General features: G+C 39.9%; 17 protein-coding genes and 1 pseudogene. All 18 read right to left on the reverse strand.

Translation table 11 applies throughout. From position 1 onward, the window contains the following. Nucleotides 1-18 precede the first annotated feature (18 nt). Complete coding sequence (gene leuC / locus G630_RS0101670; RefSeq protein ID WP_022759920.1) at nucleotides 19-1284, reverse strand: 3-isopropylmalate dehydratase large subunit; 1266 nt, start codon at nucleotides 1282-1284, stop codon at nucleotides 19-21. An 84-nt stretch (nucleotides 1285-1368) separates the two neighbouring features. Further along, nucleotides 1369-3810 (reverse strand): YfhO family protein, encoded by a 2442-nt coding sequence (locus G630_RS0101675; protein WP_155831909.1) that lies wholly within the window; start codon nucleotides 3808-3810, stop codon nucleotides 1369-1371. Nucleotides 3811-3857: 47 nt separating this feature from the next. After that, nucleotides 3858-4886 (reverse strand): ketol-acid reductoisomerase, encoded by a 1029-nt coding sequence (ilvC, locus tag G630_RS0101680; protein ID WP_022759918.1) that lies wholly within the window; start codon nucleotides 4884-4886, stop codon nucleotides 3858-3860. Between the two features lie 75 nt (nucleotides 4887-4961). Continuing rightward, nucleotides 4962-5477: an acetolactate synthase small subunit gene (ilvN, locus tag G630_RS0101685; protein WP_022759917.1), complete on the reverse strand. Its 516-nt coding sequence runs from the start codon at nucleotides 5475-5477 to the stop codon at nucleotides 4962-4964. 189 nt (nucleotides 5478-5666) lie between these two features. Then, complete coding sequence (gene ilvN, locus G630_RS0101690) at nucleotides 5667-6155, reverse strand: acetolactate synthase small subunit (RefSeq protein ID WP_022759916.1); 489 nt, start codon at nucleotides 6153-6155, stop codon at nucleotides 5667-5669. 161 nt (nucleotides 6156-6316) lie between these two features. Then, nucleotides 6317-7951, reverse strand: coding sequence for a biosynthetic-type acetolactate synthase large subunit (ilvB, locus tag G630_RS0101695; RefSeq protein ID WP_022759915.1), 1635 nt, complete (start codon nucleotides 7949-7951; stop codon nucleotides 6317-6319). 65 nt (nucleotides 7952-8016) lie between these two features. Next, complete coding sequence (locus G630_RS0101700) at nucleotides 8017-10554, reverse strand: homocysteine S-methyltransferase family protein (RefSeq protein ID WP_026497534.1); 2538 nt, start codon at nucleotides 10552-10554, stop codon at nucleotides 8017-8019. Nucleotides 10555-10595: 41 nt separating this feature from the next. Continuing rightward, entirely contained in the window at nucleotides 10596-11696 is a 1101-nt protein-coding gene (locus G630_RS0101705) for an acyltransferase family protein (protein WP_026497535.1), read from the reverse strand. Nucleotides 11697-11708: 12 nt separating this feature from the next. Beyond that, nucleotides 11709-12134 (reverse strand): ATP synthase F1 subunit epsilon, encoded by a 426-nt coding sequence (atpC, locus tag G630_RS0101710; RefSeq protein WP_022759912.1) that lies wholly within the window; start codon nucleotides 12132-12134, stop codon nucleotides 11709-11711. 19 nt (nucleotides 12135-12153) lie between these two features. Beyond that, complete coding sequence (gene atpD / locus G630_RS0101715; protein ID WP_026497536.1) at nucleotides 12154-13560, reverse strand: F0F1 ATP synthase subunit beta; 1407 nt, start codon at nucleotides 13558-13560, stop codon at nucleotides 12154-12156. Nucleotides 13561-13575: 15 nt separating this feature from the next. Then, entirely contained in the window at nucleotides 13576-14520 is a 945-nt protein-coding gene (gene atpG, locus G630_RS0101720) for an ATP synthase F1 subunit gamma (protein WP_026497537.1), read from the reverse strand. An 11-nt stretch (nucleotides 14521-14531) separates the two neighbouring features. Then, a pseudogene (gene atpA, locus G630_RS20285) lies at nucleotides 14532-16331 on the reverse strand (F0F1 ATP synthase subunit alpha). 39 nt (nucleotides 16332-16370) lie between these two features. Further along, nucleotides 16371-16844, reverse strand: coding sequence for an ATP synthase F0 subunit B (locus G630_RS0101730; protein ID WP_022759908.1), 474 nt, complete (start codon nucleotides 16842-16844; stop codon nucleotides 16371-16373). Between the two features lie 41 nt (nucleotides 16845-16885). Then, nucleotides 16886-17107, reverse strand: coding sequence for an ATP synthase F0 subunit C (atpE, locus tag G630_RS0101735; protein WP_442855837.1), 222 nt, complete (start codon nucleotides 17105-17107; stop codon nucleotides 16886-16888). Between the two features lie 60 nt (nucleotides 17108-17167). Then, nucleotides 17168-17851 carry a F0F1 ATP synthase subunit A gene (locus G630_RS0101740; RefSeq protein WP_026497538.1) on the reverse strand — a complete coding sequence of 228 codons (684 nt, stop codon included), beginning with the start codon at nucleotides 17849-17851 and terminating at the stop codon, nucleotides 17168-17170. A 77-nt stretch (nucleotides 17852-17928) separates the two neighbouring features. Further along, a complete protein-coding gene (locus tag G630_RS0101745) occupies nucleotides 17929-18783 on the reverse strand; it encodes an HAD-IIA family hydrolase (RefSeq protein ID WP_044958399.1) in 855 nt (284 codons plus the stop codon). A gap of 76 nt (nucleotides 18784-18859) precedes the next feature. Next, nucleotides 18860-19063: a DUF6465 family protein gene (locus G630_RS20290; RefSeq protein WP_049944826.1), complete on the reverse strand. Its 204-nt coding sequence runs from the start codon at nucleotides 19061-19063 to the stop codon at nucleotides 18860-18862. Between the two features lie 72 nt (nucleotides 19064-19135). Next, the gene (locus tag G630_RS0101755) at nucleotides 19136-19813 is read right to left on the reverse strand and encodes a UDP-N-acetylglucosamine pyrophosphorylase (RefSeq protein WP_026497540.1); all 678 of its coding nucleotides are present in this window, start codon (nucleotides 19811-19813) and stop codon (nucleotides 19136-19138) included. Between the last annotated feature and the right edge of the window lie 10 nt (nucleotides 19814-19823).

Here is a 19823-nt window from a genome sequence, read left to right on the forward strand (position 1 = left end):
GTCTGGTTATGCCCAAATTTACAGTTCTGTGGGCGATGAAAGCTTCCCTGTTACCGCACTTGCAGCAGCAACCGCAGGTGAAGCAAGATAAATCTCAGAATCCGTAGCTCCCATTCTGCCGACAAAGTTTCTGTTGGTTGTTGATACACATCTCTCACCTGAAGCAAGAATTCCCATGTATCCGCCAAGGCAAGGTCCGCAGGTAGGTGTTGAAACTACTGCTCCGGCTTCAATAAAGATCTTTAGAAGTCCCTCTTCCATAGCCTGCATATAAATAGCCTGAGTTGCGGGAATTATGATGCATCTGATTCCATCAGCTACTTTTCTTCCCTTAAGAATTTTCGCAGCCATTCTGATATCATCTATACGTCCGTTTGTGCAGGATCCGATGACAACCTGATCAATCTTTATATCAGCTATATCATCAAAAGTATGTGTGTTTTCCGGTAAATGAGGAAATGCAACTGTTGACTTAAGAGTAGATAAATCAATAGTGTACTCCTCATCATATTCAGCATCCTCATCAGCTTCAAAAGTTTTAAATTCTTTTCCGGGAGCATGCTCCTTAAGATACTCTATAGTTTTCTCATCTACCGGGAATATTCCGTTCTTACCTCCTGCTTCGATGGCCATGTTAGCAATAGTAAAACGATCATCCATAGAAAGTGCTTTAACACCTTCTCCGGTAAACTCCATTGATTTATAAAGCGCTCCGTCTACGCCGATCATACCGATGATATGGAGAATTACGTCTTTTCCACTTACATATTCAGGGAGCTCTCCGATAAGATTAAACTTAATAGCTGAAGGAACTTTAAACCATGCCTTACCCGTAGCCATACCGGCAGCCATATCGGTAGAACCAACGCCTGTACTGAAAGCACCAAGCGCGCCATATGTACATGTGTGTGAGTCGGCACCGATTATCAGATCGCCGGGAACCGTGAGTCCTTTTTCCGGCAAAAGTGCATGCTCGATACCCATCTGACCAACCTCAAAATAATTGGTGATGGAATTTCTTTTTGCAAATTCTCTTACACATTTGCAGTTTTCAGCGGATTTAATATCCTTATTGGGAACAAAATGATCGGGAACAAGTGCAATCTTGTCCTTATCAAAGACAGAATTCGTCTTGAATTTTTCCATTTCCTTAATTGCTACGGGGCTGGTAATATCATTACCTAAAACCAGATCAAGATCAGCTTCGATCAGCTGTCCGGGTTTAACTTCAGAAAGTCCCGCATGTGCTGCCAGAATCTTCTGGCTCATAGTCATTGAAGCCATGTACTTTTACTCCTCACCTTTCCAAAAAACTCAGATAAAATCTTATAAAACCGCTACAAATCATCTTGAATAAAGATACCATATTTAACGGTTTTTGTAAAAACGACAAAACATAATGTATGCCGCAAATAACACTAAACCAATTACACTTAAAACAATTCCGGGCATGAATCCTGCCGGTAAATACAGAGCTCTAATGAAATGGACACCGGCCGGAACTTTAATAGCAATCATCCCGTAGTCAGCATTTATTATCTCAGCGCTTTTATCTTCTATTTCCAATTTTAATCCCTTCATATTGGGAACCGAGAAAAACATTATCTTATCGGAACTCAAATTTGAGGTCATTGCATAGAAGCCTCTTGTATTCGTATCAAACTTCTGACATGCGCTCTGCCTTCGATCATCACAGTTTTTCTCGAAAACCTCGATCGGCATTGCCTCTTTATAATATGACTCGGGCAGTTCATTTATAATTCCGTCATATTTTAAAGCTTCTTTATCCGGAAGAATCAGGGCTACACTGAGAAGTCTGTCCTTAATCTCAATATCTTCAATGCTTTCCCAAACTGACTCCTTGATGTAGTAATCATAGGTAAAGCCCATCGGAATATAGTTCATATTTCGATATACATCTATTCCGTTTTGTGAACTTGTAAACATAAAGCCCGGTATGCCATTACCGCTTTTAAACATTGCATCATCGTTTATAAGCGAATTTTCAAGATAATACTTATTGGACAATATAGCTCTTATACCAAGACAAAATTCAGGTATTCTTGTTTCGACTGTTCTTTCGATATCAAGCGTACCTTTCAGAAAATCAAAGGTTTGAGCCGGAATTGTACTGATAAAACTATGAAGTGATCCATATCCCCAGTACATATCATAATTTGTTGCAGTGTTATCGGTTTCAGTCCTGAAATAATCCTCTTCATCGTCCAATGTAGGACTGGAATTAAGCATCTGCTTTTCCCATTGCTCTTTTCCGAAATCTGTAATAAGTCCACTGCCGTTCTTAAGCACTATATGCAAAGATACAACAGAAGAAATCGCAGTCATTATAAGTAAGATTTCAAGCCGCATGATCGGATGCTTTAATTCTATGGTTTTCCCAAAAGGATTAGGTATTTTCCTTATACATTTGGGAACCAGGAAAATCGATACAATGAGCATCAGCAAAATTATGGAAGTTCCGATGACATCTCTCCAGAATATCTTATCGTTTTCGATAAGCGCCATATATTTTATCTTATGATAATCATTGTAAGACGGAAGAATCGAAATGCCGAGAACCAGTAAAAATAATCCACAGGTTATCAGGCATCCTTTTTTCAGTTCCTTTGATGCGCCTCTCTCAACCACCTTTGCAGTCATAAGTGACATAATGAGAATAGGCATATAAAACCATCTCGCATAATAGTTCTCGTTTAAAAGAGAAAATAATGCATTCAGTCCCGGAATAAGCGCAAATATCAGACAGACAAGAATTAGTCTTTTATAAACGCTCTTTTTCTTCATGTAAAAATATGCTATTACACCGGAAAGACCAAAAAGCGGCAAAAATACAGCAAGTGACGCATTTTTTACGCTGGCTGTATAAAAAACGGTTCCTTTCCCAATGATGTCAGGAATCATCACCATGCTCTTTAAAATATCCCAGAGCATATTCATACTCTCATATGAAACAAGGTCGTAGCCAAGAAGTATGTTTGAAATACGGCTGTTTCCGCTGACACCAAGAACTGCCTGCAGTACATAGAATGCAGGAATAAGAACGCCAAGAAGTCCACCTAAAAGAGCACGCATAAACATTCTTAAAACAGTTCTGATATTATTCCCGGGAATATAGCATATTACAAAATACAGTATCAGAAATAAGACTTCACCGAAAAAGAAATAGTAATTTATCACAGCCATAAGAGATGTCATTAGTACAAAGAAAATAAACCTCTTTCCTGCCGGTCTGAAAAACCAAAGATCTTTATGGTGATCCAGCTCCATAAGCCTGTCAAAACTCAGAAGAAATAACGGAAAAAAAGCCACCGCATCAGTAAAATGGTTAAAGACAATGTTACAGGCATTAAAACCGGAAAATGCATACAAAAGAGCACCTATAAATGCGGAATCATCGCGAATTACTTTGCGTCTGATATATACATAAGCAGTAACCGCGCAAACACTATATTTTAGTGCCATAAGATATGGCATCATATATGGAATAAACTTTTCGGGAAAAGGAATCGTCAGCCAGAAAAATGGACTCCCTAGAAGATAAAAAGAAAAACTACCTACAAGAGAGCTTCCGAAATCCACATTCCACAAATAAAACAAATTACCGCTTCGAATTGCTCTGTGTGCCACAGTGTAAAACGGGATTTGCTGTACATTGTAGTCTCCGTAATAGAAAAACGGCATGCCTCTTTCAATAAAAAAAGGCAAAACCGCTACCATATACATGATAAATGAAAGAAAGTAAATCTGAACCAGTCTGACTTTTAAAGGCTTTTCCCTATAATATTCCATAATCACCTAAAATGAGCTGCCGCATCAGCGGCAGCTCTCCTTAAATCTTAGTTATTGATGAGCTTGTCGCTCTCATTGTTCCAGCTGTAAAGCTTTCTGATCTCAGCACCAACCTGCTCTGCGGGATGCTCTGCAGCAAGCTTTCTCATAGCCTGGAAGTGAACCTGTCCGCCTGCGTCACTCATATCAAGAAGGAATTCTTTTGCGAAAGTACCATCCTGAATATCTGAAAGGATCTTCTTCATAGCCTTCTTAGTATCCTCTGTAACAATCTTGGGACCTGTTACATAATCACCATACTCAGCTGTATTTGAAATTGAATATCTCATTCCTGCAAAACCTGACTGATAGATAAGGTCTACGATGAGCTTCATCTCATGTACACACTCGAAGTAAGCATTTCTCGGATCATAGCCGGCTTCAACAAGTGTTTCGAAACCAGCCTGCATAAGTGCGCAAACACCGCCGCAAAGAACTGCCTGCTCACCAAAGAGGTCTGTCTCAGTCTCTGTTCTGAATGTTGTTTCAAGAATACCAGCTCTTGCTCCGCCGATTCCTGCACCATAAGCAAGTGCCTTATCAAGTGCCTTACCTGTAGCATCCTGATATACAGCTACAAGACAAGGTGTACCCTTTCCAGCCTGATACTCACTTCTTACTGTATGGCCGGGAGCCTTGGGTGCGATCATTGTAACATCGACATCCTTCGGAGGCTGGATAAGACCAAAATGAATATTGAAACCATGAGCAAACATCAGCATATTGCCTGCTTCAAGATTGGGCTCGATGTCTTCCTTATACATCTTAGCCTGCTTCTCATCGTTGATAAGAATCATAATCACGTCAGCCTTCTTAGCAGCTTCTGCTGTTGTGTAAACTTCAAGTCCCTGTGCCTCAGCCTTAGCCTTGCTCTTAGAACCCTCATAAAGACCAACGATGACCTTGCATCCGGACTCCTTAAGGTTAAGTGCATGAGCGTGTCCCTGGGAACCATAACCTATAATGGCAATTGTCTTGCCCTCTAAAAGTGAAAGATTACAATCTTCCTGATAGAAAATACGTGCATCCTGTGACATGTTTCTTACCTCCGTAAAAAATAAAATTTTATATACCAACGAAAACAGCTTATAAGCATTTTTCGAAGTTAACTGTTACATATTCTGTAATTCCTCGATAGAAATAACCTTATCAACACCTCTTCCGAGACCGGCAATTCCTGTTCTTGCAAGCTCGAGAATTTCTTTTCCCTCAAGCATCTTAAGAAGTGCATCAACCTTGGATTGGTTACCGGTTATCTCAATGATGAGCGATTCGGGAGTCACATCGATAATATTTGCTCTGAAAATATTAACTATCGAAATAAGACTATCTCGCTCCTTCTCATCAGCTCTAACCTTTATAAGAGCAAGTTCTCTGTATACACTCTCTTCAGGTTCGAGTTCATGAATATCCCTGACATCGATCAGTTTGCTTAACTGTTTCTCAATCTGATCAAGGATCACATCATCTCCGGATGTTACAATTGTTATTCTGGTATAATTGGGATCTGCTGTAGTTCCGGCCGTTATACTCTCGATATTGTATCCTCTTCTTGCAAAAAGACCTGAGATTCTTGTAAGAACGCCGGATGTATTATCTACCAGCAATTGAAAAACTTTTCTCTTCATGTCCCTCCGAAAAAAACTGATAATCAGATTTTGGGTGCATTTATTTTCTTGTTTGCACCTTTAACAAAGGATTATATGCGCTTTTATGCACAAAGTCAACGAAATACTTTACAAAATTAAAACTTTAAAGGGCTAAATTATTGATTTATTTTAACAAATACTTTATTGATGTTTTTTAATCTAATCCCCTTACTTCTCACCCTCACTGCATTTTGTGAGAGCAACTGTTCCTGTTCGAGCAATTTCAACAATAGAAACTGTTCTAAGCATTTCTATAAAAACTTCTACTCGCTCAGGAGTATCACAAATCTGTATAATCATCATGTTTTTGCTCATATCGACAATCTGCGCTTTCATGATGTCACAGTTTTCCATGATATCTCTTCTGTTTTCGCGATTGTAACGAACCTTGATGAGGGTGAGCTCGCGGCAGATGCTCATGCTTTCCTTAAAAGTCTTAACCTTTATTACATCAAGCTTTTTATTGAGCTGTTTCTCAATCTGCTCAATTGTCCTTTCATCACCGCTTGATACAATTGTCATGCATGAGACATCCTTTGAATTAGTTTCACCCACAACAAGCGAGTCAATATTAAAATTTCTTCGTGAGAAAAGGCCCGCAACTTTACTAAGCACACCGGCATGATTCTCAACTAAAACTGAATAAATTCTTTTCATAGTTCCTCCGAGTACGCCGTCATAAATATATATTTCATCTGCGCCTCGTTACGCTTCGCGTATAATCGGCGCATTTGAAACATATATTTATTCCGGCTGTGCATTGGATAAATATACAAAAAATCACCTTATCAATTATCAATGGAAAATTATAGTTGTCTTTATTTGGCAAGGTCCATGGGATCGACGACTACTTCGCAGAGGACGCATTCGTCATTTTTGACGAGCTCATCGATAAGGACTTCGGCTTCGGCTTGTGATGATGCGCGAAGGTATTTCATATCGTAAGCTTCAGCAATTTTATCCAGCTTTGGTGTGTTGTGAAGTTCGACCATATTGTAGCGGTCATCGTAGCTGTAATGCTGATACTCACGAACCATGCCAAGATAGCCATTGTTGAAGACAATTATTCCTACATTCATTCCGTACTGACGTAGTGTTGAGAGTTCCATCATAGACATTTGGAAGGCTCCATCACCCATAACGGCTACAACTTTCTTGCCTTTAGCTGCATACTTTGCACCGAATGCAGCGGGAATTGAATAGCCCATCGTACCCATTCCGCCCGAAGTAAGAAATCTTCCTTCTCTGACCAGGTGCCACCTGCAGGACCATATCTGATTTTGTCCAACGTCAGCAATATAAATAGCATCTGAAGGAAGCTTCCTTGAAAGATTTTGCAGGAACGGCATAGGATCAACGAATTTTGTTGTATCAATAACAGGTCTCTTCTCAATCATTTCCTGCTTGTATTTTTTGAGTGTATTAATCCACTCAGTTCTCTCATGTATCAGATCCTCTTTGTCTTCAAATTCATTGATTCTCTTGAAAATATGTTTGATATCACCTACAAGCGGAATTGTAGGTCCGACATTTTTACCGATTTCAGCAGGATCCACATCTATATGAATAAGTACTTTATTTTCTGTGATAAGATCAGGCCTGTTTACAGCTCTGTCTGCAACTCTTGCACCAACCATTAAAAGAAGATCCGACTCATTTAGAGCTCTGTTGGCACAAGGTCTTCCGTTATTTCCGACCATTCCGAAATAATAAGGATCTTCGGAAGCCATGACGCCTATTCCCATCATGGTTGATACTACTGGTATGCAGTTGTCCTTAACAAACTTTCTGATTTCAGAAACTGCTCCTGAAAGGTGCACACCGCCTCCAACACAGATAATCGGACGCTTTGCCTGTGCCACCTCTTTAACAACCTTTTTAATCTGGGCAGCATTACCCTCAACGGTTGGCTTATAAGTTCTCATATTGACCTTTTCGGGATATGAGAATTTATTGATTGTAGCCTGCTGTATATCAATCGGTATATCAATAAGTACCGGGCCTTTTCTTCCTGTATTGGCTATATGGAAAGCCTCTTTAAATATCCTGGGTATATCATTTACATCACGGATAAGGTAGCTGTATTTGACGAAAGATTCTGCAGCACCTGTAATATCAGCTTCCTGGAAAACATCACTACCTATAAGTTCGGAATTGACCTGTCCTGTAATGCACACAAGAGGAATACTGTCAGCATATGCAGTAGCGATACCGGTAATTAGATTTGTAGCACCGGGACCACTGGTAACAGCACAGACGCCCACCTTTCCGCTGATTCTTGCATATCCACTAGCACAGTGTGCTGAATTCTGTTCGGTTCTTATTAGGATTTGTTTTATGTTTGTTTCTCCGAGCGCATCATAAAAAGGAGCAATTGCAACGCCCGAATATCCAAAAACAACATCAACTTTTTCTTCCAATAAACATTTTACTATGGCCTGCGCACCGTTCATAAAATATTGCCTCCATGAATATATTTAATAACAAATACTGATAAACGTCAAAATGTAATAAGCGTTTATTTCTTTTCGGCTTCGCTGAGTATATTCTTAACCACTTTGACTGCGCTGGCAGCATCGGAGGAATAACCGTCAGCTCCTATTTCCCAAGCGTAATCCTCTGTAACCACTGCCCCGCCTATGATTATCTTTGCTTTACAATTTTTCTCACCGGCAAGCTTAACAACATTCTTCATTTCCTGCATGGTTGTTGTCATTAGAGCAGAAAGCGCAATAATACCTGCTTTTTCAGTAATTGCAGTATCCACTATCTTTTCGCTTGGAACGTCCTTTCCAAGATCGATAACATTAAAACCATGATTCTTAAGCATCAGAGCAACAAGATTTTTTCCGATATCGTGGATATCACCATGCACGGTTGCAATAACTATTGTTTCCTTAGCCTTTGAATCTTCACCCTCTGCTTCTTTAAGAAGAGGTTCCAGAACGCCTATGCTAAGCTTCATTGCTTCCGCACTGGCAATCAGCTGTGGAAGGAAGTATTTTCCTTTATCGAAAAGCTCACCAACTTCATTTATTGCAGGCATAAGAACTTCGTTTAATAGTTCTTTGGGATTACAGCCTGCATTTACAGCTTCCTTGGTGTCCTTTTCTATTGTCCTCTTACTGCCCTTCATAACATCATTTTTAATGAGTTTTTTAAATGATGTTACAGGATCATCTGCGCTTTCATTATTGTTTGATCCGGCATTTGTTGCAGATGCAGAATCCTTACCGGTACTCTGCGCTGCACCTGTCTGCACAGCCTGTCCCTTCGGAACACAGGTCACGGCAACATTCATTCCGTCGTAGCGATTCATCCTCTCAATATAGCGAATATCTGCTTCTTCCTTATGTCTTAACAGATCGGAAGCAAAAGCGCTGTTTACAAGAAGTTCCTGTGAAGGGTTGCAAATAGCCATTGTAAGGCCATTAGCTATAGCCATAGTTAAAAATGCAGTATTGATGAAAGCTCTCTGCGGAAGGCCGAAGGAAATATTTGAAAGGCCGCATATTGTTGCGAGATTTCTTTCCTTACAGTAGCTTATGGTAGCAAGTGTCTCAAGAGCTGCATTTGGATTGGCTCCGATAGTTGCTACAAGTCCGTCAACAACAATATCTTCCTTAGATAAGCCGGCATTATAGGCTTTATCACAAAGCGCCTCAATAAATTCATGCTTTTCTTCCAAATCTTTCGGAAGACCTTTAGGGCCTACCGGAAGTGCTATAAACATTGCTCCGTATTTTTTAGCAAGAGGTAAAAATCTTTCAGCTTTATCTTTTTCCAAAGATATAGAATTTATAAGAGCTCTGCCTGGATACTTCCTGAGTGCCATCTCCATAGTGGCTTCATCGCTGGTATCAATGCAAAGAGGAAGTGATGTAAGCGGAATAATCTCTTCAAGAACATCACTCATCATCTGCTTCTCATCTATACCGCTCATGCCCACATTAACATCAAGGATTGAAGCACCATCTTCTTCCTGCTGTGAGACAAAATCACAGACCATATTGAGATTTCCTTCGCGAAGTTCGGCCTGCAGTTTCTTTTTACCTGTCGGATTAATTCTCTCACCGACGATCATGAAAGGATCATCCATGCCGAAAGCTATGGATGAACGTTCACTTGTAAGATATCTCACACCGGCAGTTTTTCTGATAACCTTATCTGAGAGTTCATAATTATGGTATTTCTCATGAATACCTTTGATATATTCGGGGCTAGTTCCACAGCATCCACCAATAATAGTTGCTCCGGCTTTTATTAGCTTTTCCATTTCAGGCACAAATACACTGCATTCCATATCATATTCAGTAGTGCCATCTTCTGTTACGACCGGAAGTCCTGCATTGGGCTTTGCTATTATCGGAATTGTCGTAACCGATGCCATATCTGCAATAAGCTCAACCATATTATCGGGGCCTGTACCGCAATTTGCTCCAACAGCAGCGGCGCCAAGTGATTCCATTACTATTGCGGCAGTTTTAGCATCTGTGCCAAAAAGAGTCCTTCCATCACCCTCAAAGGTAAGCGTAACCATAACAGCAATATCCGATACTTCCTTTGCGGCTATAAGGGCAGCTCTGCATTCCTGAAGGCTCATCATGGTTTCCACTACAAGAACATCTATTCCGGCCTTGCAAAGAATTGTTATCTGTTCCTTATAAACTTCAATTAGTTCTTCAAAATCGAGATCGCCCATGGGTTTAAGCTGGCGACCTGTCATAGTTATATCGCCTGCAATAAGCGCTTTCCCCTCGGCACTTTCTTTTGCAAGTTCTACAAGCCTTGTATTAATTTCTTCAATTCTGTCTTCAAGGCCAAAATTTTTAAGCTTTATTCTGTTGCCGGTAAATGTCGGTGCATAAATAATATCGCTTCCGGCTTCAACATAGCTTTTTTGCAATTTTTTTATAACTTCGGGATTTTCGAGAATCCATTCCTCGGTACATGCTCCTGCAGGAAGTCCTTCCTTCATGAGATTCGTTCCTGTAGCTCCGTCAAGGAATGCAATCTTTTTATTTTGAATAAATGAAATAAATTCGTCTCTTTTCATACTTACTCCGCATTTTTACTTGTGCTTTGCGCACATAGATGTTATTTTCTCAAATTATTATTGTTTTTAGTAGTGATTAATTTAACCACATAAAAACAGTACGAGATTAATATTGTAATGGTTATTACTATTATAGGCCTTAAAGTCATAAATACCAGACTACCGTAGAAATCAGGATTTATCCTGTCTACACACCAGCCCAAAAAAGAAATCACCATAACATGGAAAAAATATATATTAGCTGAGAGATTTTTACCGATAAAAAAAAGTTGTTTCGATAATATACTTTGCTGCTCCGTTATTAATTCCGCATCCTCATTATCGCTGTCTCCGAATAATAAAAGGCCAACAACAATCAAAAGAGACCCAAAGTATACTTCTGTCTGGCCCCACTTTTTATATTCAAAGAAAGTAAAAAACACACCGGTAATAACAAGAAGCATTCCGAGCGTATGCGGCCTTTTAATAAGAGATGCAGCTTTATCCTCATGCATCCAATATCCGAGTAATGTGAAGGGAACACCTACAAAAAGCCAATTCCTTATCACATACCAAACCGATACACTGATTCCGAACGGTCTGATCGGATAATATATCTTCAAAAGTTCACCAAAAAACAGTAATCCTAAAAGTAAAATCGAAATCGGTTTTGCCCCCTTTTTTAAAATCGGCGCAAAAATAAAAACAAGCAGATATACATATATAAGAGCAAATAAATACCATAAATGGTCAAAAGCATAGGTGAAGTCATAGATAAATTTGCCTGAGTTAAAAAGTAATAATCTTGAAAATTCAAACAGGTTAAATTTCTCGTTGACCCACTCCTTTATTCCGTAATTTACAGTAATGGCATAAAGAAAAGAATAAACTGTATAAATGAGCCATATCTTTAAAGTAACTATGGAGGTCTTCTTTAATTTTCGTGCCATATTTTTGCGAATACCACCGGTACTGTCATCATCTTTAAGAAGGTAATACCCGGAAATAGCAAAAAACATTGGCACGCCAAAACGAGCCAATGCTTCAAATAAGTCTCCGGCAACGCCGGGGAACTTACAATGTATAAGAATTACAAAAATACAAGCTGCAGCTTTTATATTGTCAAATGTATAATTTTCTGCATTTCTGTCAGCTTTATACAAATCGTATCTCCTTTAATCAATTCCGTAATCAGAAGAATGCTTCAGTCTGCTGAGAGCTCTTGCCATAGCGGCCTGGGCAGTGTAATACTCTTTGATAGAGTTTTTCTGTCGCATCTCTTCCTCTGCTCTCTCAAGAGCCCTTTGAGCTCTTACTCTGTCGATATCCTCCGGCTTTTCTACAGTATCGACAAGAACAATAACTCTGTTATTTGCAATCTGCGCAGAACCAACGCCTACTATTGCCTCAATCTTATCCCCGATTGCATCCCTGATGGTCATCTTACCGTTATATATGGCCAAAACAAGTTCCTCATGTTCAGGTAAAATGGCATATTCTCCATCTATGCAGGGAAGAATAATTTCGCTGGCTCTGTCATCAAAAAATATTCCGTTTATTGACATGACCTGTAAACGAAAGGTCTTTCTATCAGCTTTCAAATCAAATCATTCCTCCGGTTTATTCGGCGCTGTTACCTTCAAGCTTCTTTGCTTTGGCAATTACTTCATCAATTGTACCCACATTGAAGAATGCAACCTCTGGATACTGGTCCATCTTTCCTTCAATAATCATCTTGAAGCCTTTAATGGTCTCTTTAAGAGGAACATAAACACCCTTTACACCGGTGAAAGTCTCGGCAACATGGAAAGGCTGTGATAAAAATCGCTGGATCTTACGTGCACGATAAACAGTGAGCTTATCCTCTTCTCCAAGCTCATCCATACCGAGAATTGCGATAATATCCTGAAGTTCCTTATATTTCTGAAGCATCTCCTGAACTTTGGTAGCAACCATATAGTGTTCTTTTCCGACAACATCCTCTTCAAGGATACGGCTGCTGGATTCAAGCGGATCTACGGCGGGATAAATACCCTGCTCAACAATCTTTCTTGATAAAACTGTTGTTGCATCAAGATGCGCAAAGGTAGTTGCGGGAGCAGGATCCGTCAAGTCATCAGCAGGAACATAGACAGCCTGAACTGAAGTAACGGAACCGCTTTTAGTGGATGCGATTCTCTCCTGCAATTGTCCAAGGTCAGTTGCTAGCGTGGGCTGATAACCAACCGCTGAAGGCATACGGCCGAGAAGTGAAGAAACCTCTGATCCCGCCTGGACAAATCTGAAAATATTATCTATGAAAAGAAGAACGTCCTGTCTTTCTCTGTCTCTGAAATATTCAGCCATTGTAAGTCCTGTCTCGGCAACACGCATACGTGCTCCCGGAGGCTCGTTCATCTGTCCGAAAACAAGTGCCGTTTTTTCAATAACACCGGACTCCTTCATTTCAGTCCAAAGGTCGTTACCCTCACGGGAACGCTCTCCTACACCTGTAAATATGGAATATCCTCCATGCTCGGTGGCAATGTTCTGGATAAGTTCCTGAATAAGAACTGTTTTTCCTACACCGGCACCTCCGAAAAGACCGATTTTACCGCCCTTTGCGTATGGTGCAAGAAGATCTATTACCTTGATACCTGTTTCAAGTATTTCTGCTACAGGGCTCATATCCTCAAGCTTTGGAGGCTCTCTGTGAATTGACCAGTGTTTTTCACTTTCAAGAGTAGGACCGCCGTCAATTGTATCGCCAAGAACATTGAATAATCTTCCAAGGTTCTTTCTTCCGACAGGAACACTGATGGAACCACCTGTCTGATATACAGGCATGTCTTTTGCAAGCCCCTCACTGGCAGTAAGCATGATGCACCTTACAACATTATCACCGATGTGCTGTGCAACCTCCATGACACCCTTTTTATCACCAACCTTAACTTTAAGAGCATCACTTATGTACGGAAGACTTCCGTTTTCAAATAATACATCCACTACAGGTCCCATAACCTGCAGGATTTTCCCTTCACTACTCACTAATCTGTCCTCTTATTATCTTGAAGATTGTTTTCTTAGTTTAGCTTCTTTAGCTGCTTTGGCTCTCTTTAACGCTTTGGCACCACTTGCAACTTCCGTTATTTCCTGAGTTATCGCAGCCTGTCGCTGCCTGTTGTACTGCTTTGTCAATTCTCCTATCATGGAAGTAGCATTTTTATTTGCATTATCCATTGCCATCATTCTGGCGTTTTGCTCCGAACAAAAAGTTTCAACCAAAGCACCATAAATAAATCCGTTTATAAAGTTTGGAACAATATTATCAATAATAGCTTTCGGACTCGGATCGAAAATGAATTCCTCATTGTAGGCATCGATAATTCTGTAGCGATTGCGGGCGTTTTCGATGATATCCAACGGAAGAATTTTTTCAAGTTTAACCTCACTGGTTATAGAATTCTTCATTGAAGTAAAAACTACGTATACCTCATCAATAGTGCCATTTGCATAATCATCAAGAATTATGGATGTAATATCCCTGGATCTGTCCATATTGGGATTTTGCGCAGTATATCGGAAATTCTCCTCTATCTTAAGACCAAGACTTGTAAAATAATGCCTTCCAAACTCACCAACAACATATAGTTTATAGTTCAAAAGCTTATTGTTATTTCTTATATGCTCCTCTGCCGCTTTAACAACATTGTGGTTAAAAGCACCTGCAAGACCTTTATCGGAGGTAAGCACCAGATACCCTTTAGCTCTTGCTTCAAAGGGAATATCATCTGTGGTCTTTAAGAAAATATCCTCAACATCATCCGGAATATGCCTTGAAACTCTCGCTATCATAGCCTGCAGCGCATAGAAATAAGGCTCTGTATCCGTAAGCTGTTTCTTTGCTTTTCTCAGCTTATTTGAGGATATCATATACATCGCATTTGTAATTTTCATTGTGTCGCGAATACTACCGATTCTATCGCGAATTTCTTTTATGTTTGCCACTGAAAATCACCTTAATCAAGAGTAAATTTCTTTCTCTTCTTTTTAAGTTCTTCTTTCAATTTCTCGTTGTTTTGCTTTTCAAATTCATCAGCTGCTTCAAGTATTTCCTTCTTCGTAAGATCAGAAAGATCCTGAGACTTATCAATATCCTCGATAATGTCCTTTCTGTTTTCTTCGAAGAATTTCAAAAGCTTATCTTTATATTCTCTTACCTGATTAACCGGAACAAAATCCATCTTTTTGCCATTTGCGCATACAAGAAGGATTACCTGTTCATGCATTGAATACGGTCTTCCGAGGGGCTGTTTTAACAGCTCCATCAGTACGCTTCCATGTCTGAGCTGATCCTTTGTAGTCTCATCAAGATCCGAAGCAAACTGCGTAAATACAGCCATCTCTCTGTACTGAGCAAGGTCAATACGTATACTACCCGCAGCCTTCTTCATAGCTTTGGTCTGCGCAGCACTACCTACACGGGAAACGGAAAGTCAGACATTTACCGCAGGTCTCATGCCCTCGAAGAATAGATCCGATTCAAGGAAAATCTGACCATCAGTGATGGATATAACGTTTGTAGGAATATAAGCAGAAACATCGCCTGCCTGTGTTTCTATAATCGGAAGTGCTGTAATCGAGCCGCCGCCAAGTTCGCTGGAAAGCTTGCTCGATCTCTCAAGAAGTCTTGAATGAAGATAGAATACATCTCCGGGATAGGCTTCTCGTCCGGGGGATCTTTCAAGAAGCAGTGACAACGCTCTGTAAGCTACCGCATGCTTAGACAGGTCATCATATACGATAAGTACATCCTTACCCATAAGCATGAAATACTCTGCCATAGCAGTTCCGGCATAAGGAGCAATATACTGAAGCGGTGCACTGTCTGCAGCCGTTGAAGCTACAATAATTGAATACTCCATTGCACCTGCTTCTTTTAATGTGTTTATCAGCTTAGCAATGGTACTTGCCTTCTGTCCGATAGCAACGTAAACGCAGATTACATCCTTTCCTTTCTGATTGAGGATTGCATCCATAGCAATAGATGTCTTACCGGTTTGTCTGTCACCAATAATAAGCTCACGCTGTCCTCTTCCGATGGGGAACATAGTATCAATTGAAAGGATTCCGGTTTCCATAGGTTCATTAACAGAACGTCTCTCAACAATACCGGGAGCAGGCTCTTCGACAGGCCTGTAAATTTCTGTCTTTATCTCTTCTCCGCCATCGATAGGATTGCCCAGAGCATCGATAACTCTTCCTATAAAAGCCTCGCCTACGGGAATACCTGCCTGCTTATAGGTTCTGACACATCTGCTTCCCTGACGGATTCCTTCGTCTCCTCCAAACAGAATAACTCCGATATGGTCATCTCTTATATCCTGAACCATACCCTTGGTTCCATCCTCAAAGCGGACAATTTCTCCGTAAAAAGCATGATCAATGCCAACAACATTGGCAATACCATCTCCAACCCAGATGGTTCTACCGACTTCTTTTCCTTCTGCCTTAAGATCAAAACTGTTAACCCTGTCTCTTATAATTGAAACAAGGTTCTCAGCACTGGTATTCTGGCGTTTTTTTGTTAGCTCTATAAGTTCTTTGAGCTGTCTTGTACGACCTTCGTCACTCCAGTCATACTCAAAATTTCCATAATTAACGATAAATCCACCGTTAACCTTTGGATCATGAATTATCTCAAGCTCAAGATCAGGTCTGTTAAACTTTTTTGCAAGAGCCATCTTTATCTGCTCCGCCTGATGATCCAAGGGCGGAACTGAAGAATAACGAAGCCTTGCTTTGTTTTCATTTATCATATAAATGATCCTCTTCTATTATTTAATGAACGAGGTATATTATTCGCTTTTCTCAATAGCCTCAAAAATAAATTTGTTGTAAAGCTCTTTATCTGACTCTTCGTCATGCTTGGAAACAGCAATCTTATTTGCTGCATGAACAACCAGATCGGTCAGCTCTGATACATAAGCATCTTTCTCGCGCTGTGCTTCGATCTGAGCGTTGTGCTTAGCCTCAACTATAATCTGTTCAGCCTTTGCTTTGGCATCATTAATAATGCGATCATACTCATCATATCCATCTTTCTTGGACTGAGCGACAAGCTCCTCGCATTCTTTGCCGGCTTCCTGCAGCTTTTTGGCATAGCTTTCCTTAAGCTCTTCTGCCTCTTGTTCCATTTTTGATGCGGAATCCTTTGCATGTTCAATTTCTTCACGTCTCTTCTGCAAAACAGCATCAACTCTTTTAAATAAAAATAATCTGAATATTATATATAGGAGTAATAAATTTACCACCGTATAAACAATACCCATTATGCTGATATTTAACACTGCTTAATATCCTCCCAAAACAATCAGGCAAACTTAATCATGATAGCTACTACGAAGCCATAAATAGCAGTAGCCTCTGCAAGCGCACATCCAAGGATTAAAAGTTTCATGATCTTACCATCTGCCTCGGGCTGACGAGCAACCGCATCAACTGCCTTTGCTGTTGCTATACCGATACCGATACCTGCTCCAATTCCCGTAAATGCTGCAATAGCTGCGCCAAGTGCTGTTAAATCCATAATCATAACCTCCGTTTTTTATTTTTCTTTTTAAATGCATTTTATCCATTAAAAGATATAATTTCTTTATTCAATAGCCTCTTTGATATATAGAGACGAAAGGAAAACAAATACATATGCCTGAATAAGTCCGTCAAAGATATCAAAATAAATACTGAAAGCTGCAGGCACAATTATCGGAACTGCCATCTTAAGAAGCTCCATAATAACGGTTGCTCCGATAATATTTCCGAAAAGTCGCATACATAATGACAACGGTTTAATCGCAATCTCAAGAATATTTATTGGAGTTATCAGCCACAAAGGAGCTGTAAATGATTTAAGCCATCCCCTTACACCTTTGTGGTGTATTCCGGCTCCTTCGACCAGTACTATACTCATTAGCGCCAGTGCCACGGTTACATTCAAATCCATTGTCGCGGGAGTCAGCCCAAATAGTCCGACCAGGTTGGATGCTCCTATAAAAACCAGAACCACCGCCATATAATCTCTGTATGCGATGCCCTCTTCACCAAGCATTCCTCCGGTTATACCACGAAGGCCGTCAACTATAGCCTCAGCAACAAGCTGCTTCGTACTAATATTATGAACCTTCATACCACTGGTAAGCCATAGAAGGAATAAAGTCAGAACTGCCATCACTCCCCACGTGACAACTACAGACTTATTGATATCAAAAAAGCCGTTCATAAAGTCAAAGTGAATCATCACCTTGTCCTCTAGTAACAGCTCATTTAAAAGTCCACCAATATCCATAAAAAATCATCTCCAAAAAACAATTTAGCAAATTTCATGCACAATTATTATTATACTTCCAGGCAGCATTTTTAACAATGAGAAAAAAGTATATCCGTAAGTTCTGCTACATTATCAAGCACGTAATCAGGCTTTTTATCCATATCGGCTATTTCTGCCTCATTACATTCACCCGATAGCACACAAACCGAAGCAGAACCGGCATTTTGAGCAACGGCAATATCGGTATAAAGTCTGTCTCCAACGCAGCAGATTTTTGCATTGTCAATATTTGTCATAGTCGAAATGATATCTACCATATTACGGTTTGGTTTCCCAATATATGTAGGTTCAGAGCCACTGGAAGCTGTGAGCAGTGCACATATACTTCCACAGTCAGGAAGTACCTCTCCGGCAGGCATAGGACATACCCAATCAGGATTCGCAGCTATAAATTCAGATCCTTTTCGCAAAAAATGAACTGCCAGATCCAGATCTCTATATACGAGTTCAGTATCAAAGCCGACACACACCACAGGAGAAACATCTCCATAATCGGAGCTGTCGTAATCCGTGGCATTAAAAACATTTAATCCGGCATTTTTAAGCTCATTGTAAAATGTACGGGTTCCTACAACATAGATATCTCTGTTGCCGTAATTCTTTTTAAGGTACTCTGCCGTAGCCATACCCGAAGTATAAACATTTTCCATCTCACAGGGAAAACCAAGTTTTTTCAGACGATCTACATAATCTATTCCGGCGCGTGATGAATTATTTGTAAGATATATATATTTCTTCCCAAGCTTTTCAAGCGTAAGAATAAAGTCAATCGCTCCATCAAACACTTCATCACCAAGGTATAAAGTTCCGTCCATATCAAGAAGAAACAATTGACAATTGCATAATTTTTCAAAGTCTTGTTCTAATGATAGTTCTTTGTTCATAAGTTCTTATTCCTTTTTGTACCAAGCAGCATACAAAAAGCCCCAGGTTAAACCTGAGGCCTTTGCTACCATAAAATTAAAGATCGATGCTACCTGTCATCTTGTTATTTACTACATAATAAGCCTTATTTTCTTCAGGCTTAACGTAAAGCTCAAGATTCTTAGCACCCTTCACACCATATTCTGCCTCATATGCAGCCTTAGCTCTCTCGATAAGATCCTCTGAAGAGATACTCTTGTCAGCATACTGAAGCTCGATCTTAGTCTTAATCTGTGCCATTTTCATTTCCCTCCTCGCAAAAATTTATCATAAACTTTCTTGATTATAATACCGTAAACGGTTTGTAGTCAATTATTCGTTAGTCTTTAATACAACATTATCCTTATCTTTATAGATATGTTTTGCGGGAACACAACCACGAACGGAAGAAAGCGGATAAATATTACTTTCTCTTCCTACTACTGTGCCGGGATTAAGAATACTTCCGCAGCCGACCTCAACATTATCACCAAGCATTGCTCCTACCTTTTTAAGACCGGTCTCCACCGTATCATCCTTACCGTTCTTGATTAAAACCAGTTTCTTATCGGATTTAACATTTGATGTTATTGAGCCTGCACCCATATGCGATTTATATCCAAGTATAGAATCGCCAACGTAGTTATAATGAGGAACCTGAACCTTGTTGAAAAGGATTACATTTTTTAGTTCTGTGGAATTACCTACTACAGCTCCTTTCCCTACAATGGCGTTTCCTCTTATGAAAGCACCGGGACGAATCTCAGCCTCCTCGTCAATAATGCAGGGGCCTGCAATATAGACATTATCGGATAAAAACTTTGCGTTTTTTGCAACCCATACATTATCTCCTCTTTTTTCAAATTTCTCTGAAGGAAGTGTATTTCCAAGTTCGATAATAAAATCTTTTATCTTCGGAAGTACCTCCCAAGGGTATGTGACATTCTTAAATATGTCTGCCGCTATAGTCTCGTTTAAATCATATAAGTTTTCGATTGAGTATTCTTTCATTTTTTCCTTT

This window comes from Butyrivibrio sp. WCD2001 (genome assembly GCF_000424485.1).
Classification (GTDB): domain Bacteria; phylum Bacillota; class Clostridia; order Lachnospirales; family Lachnospiraceae; genus Butyrivibrio.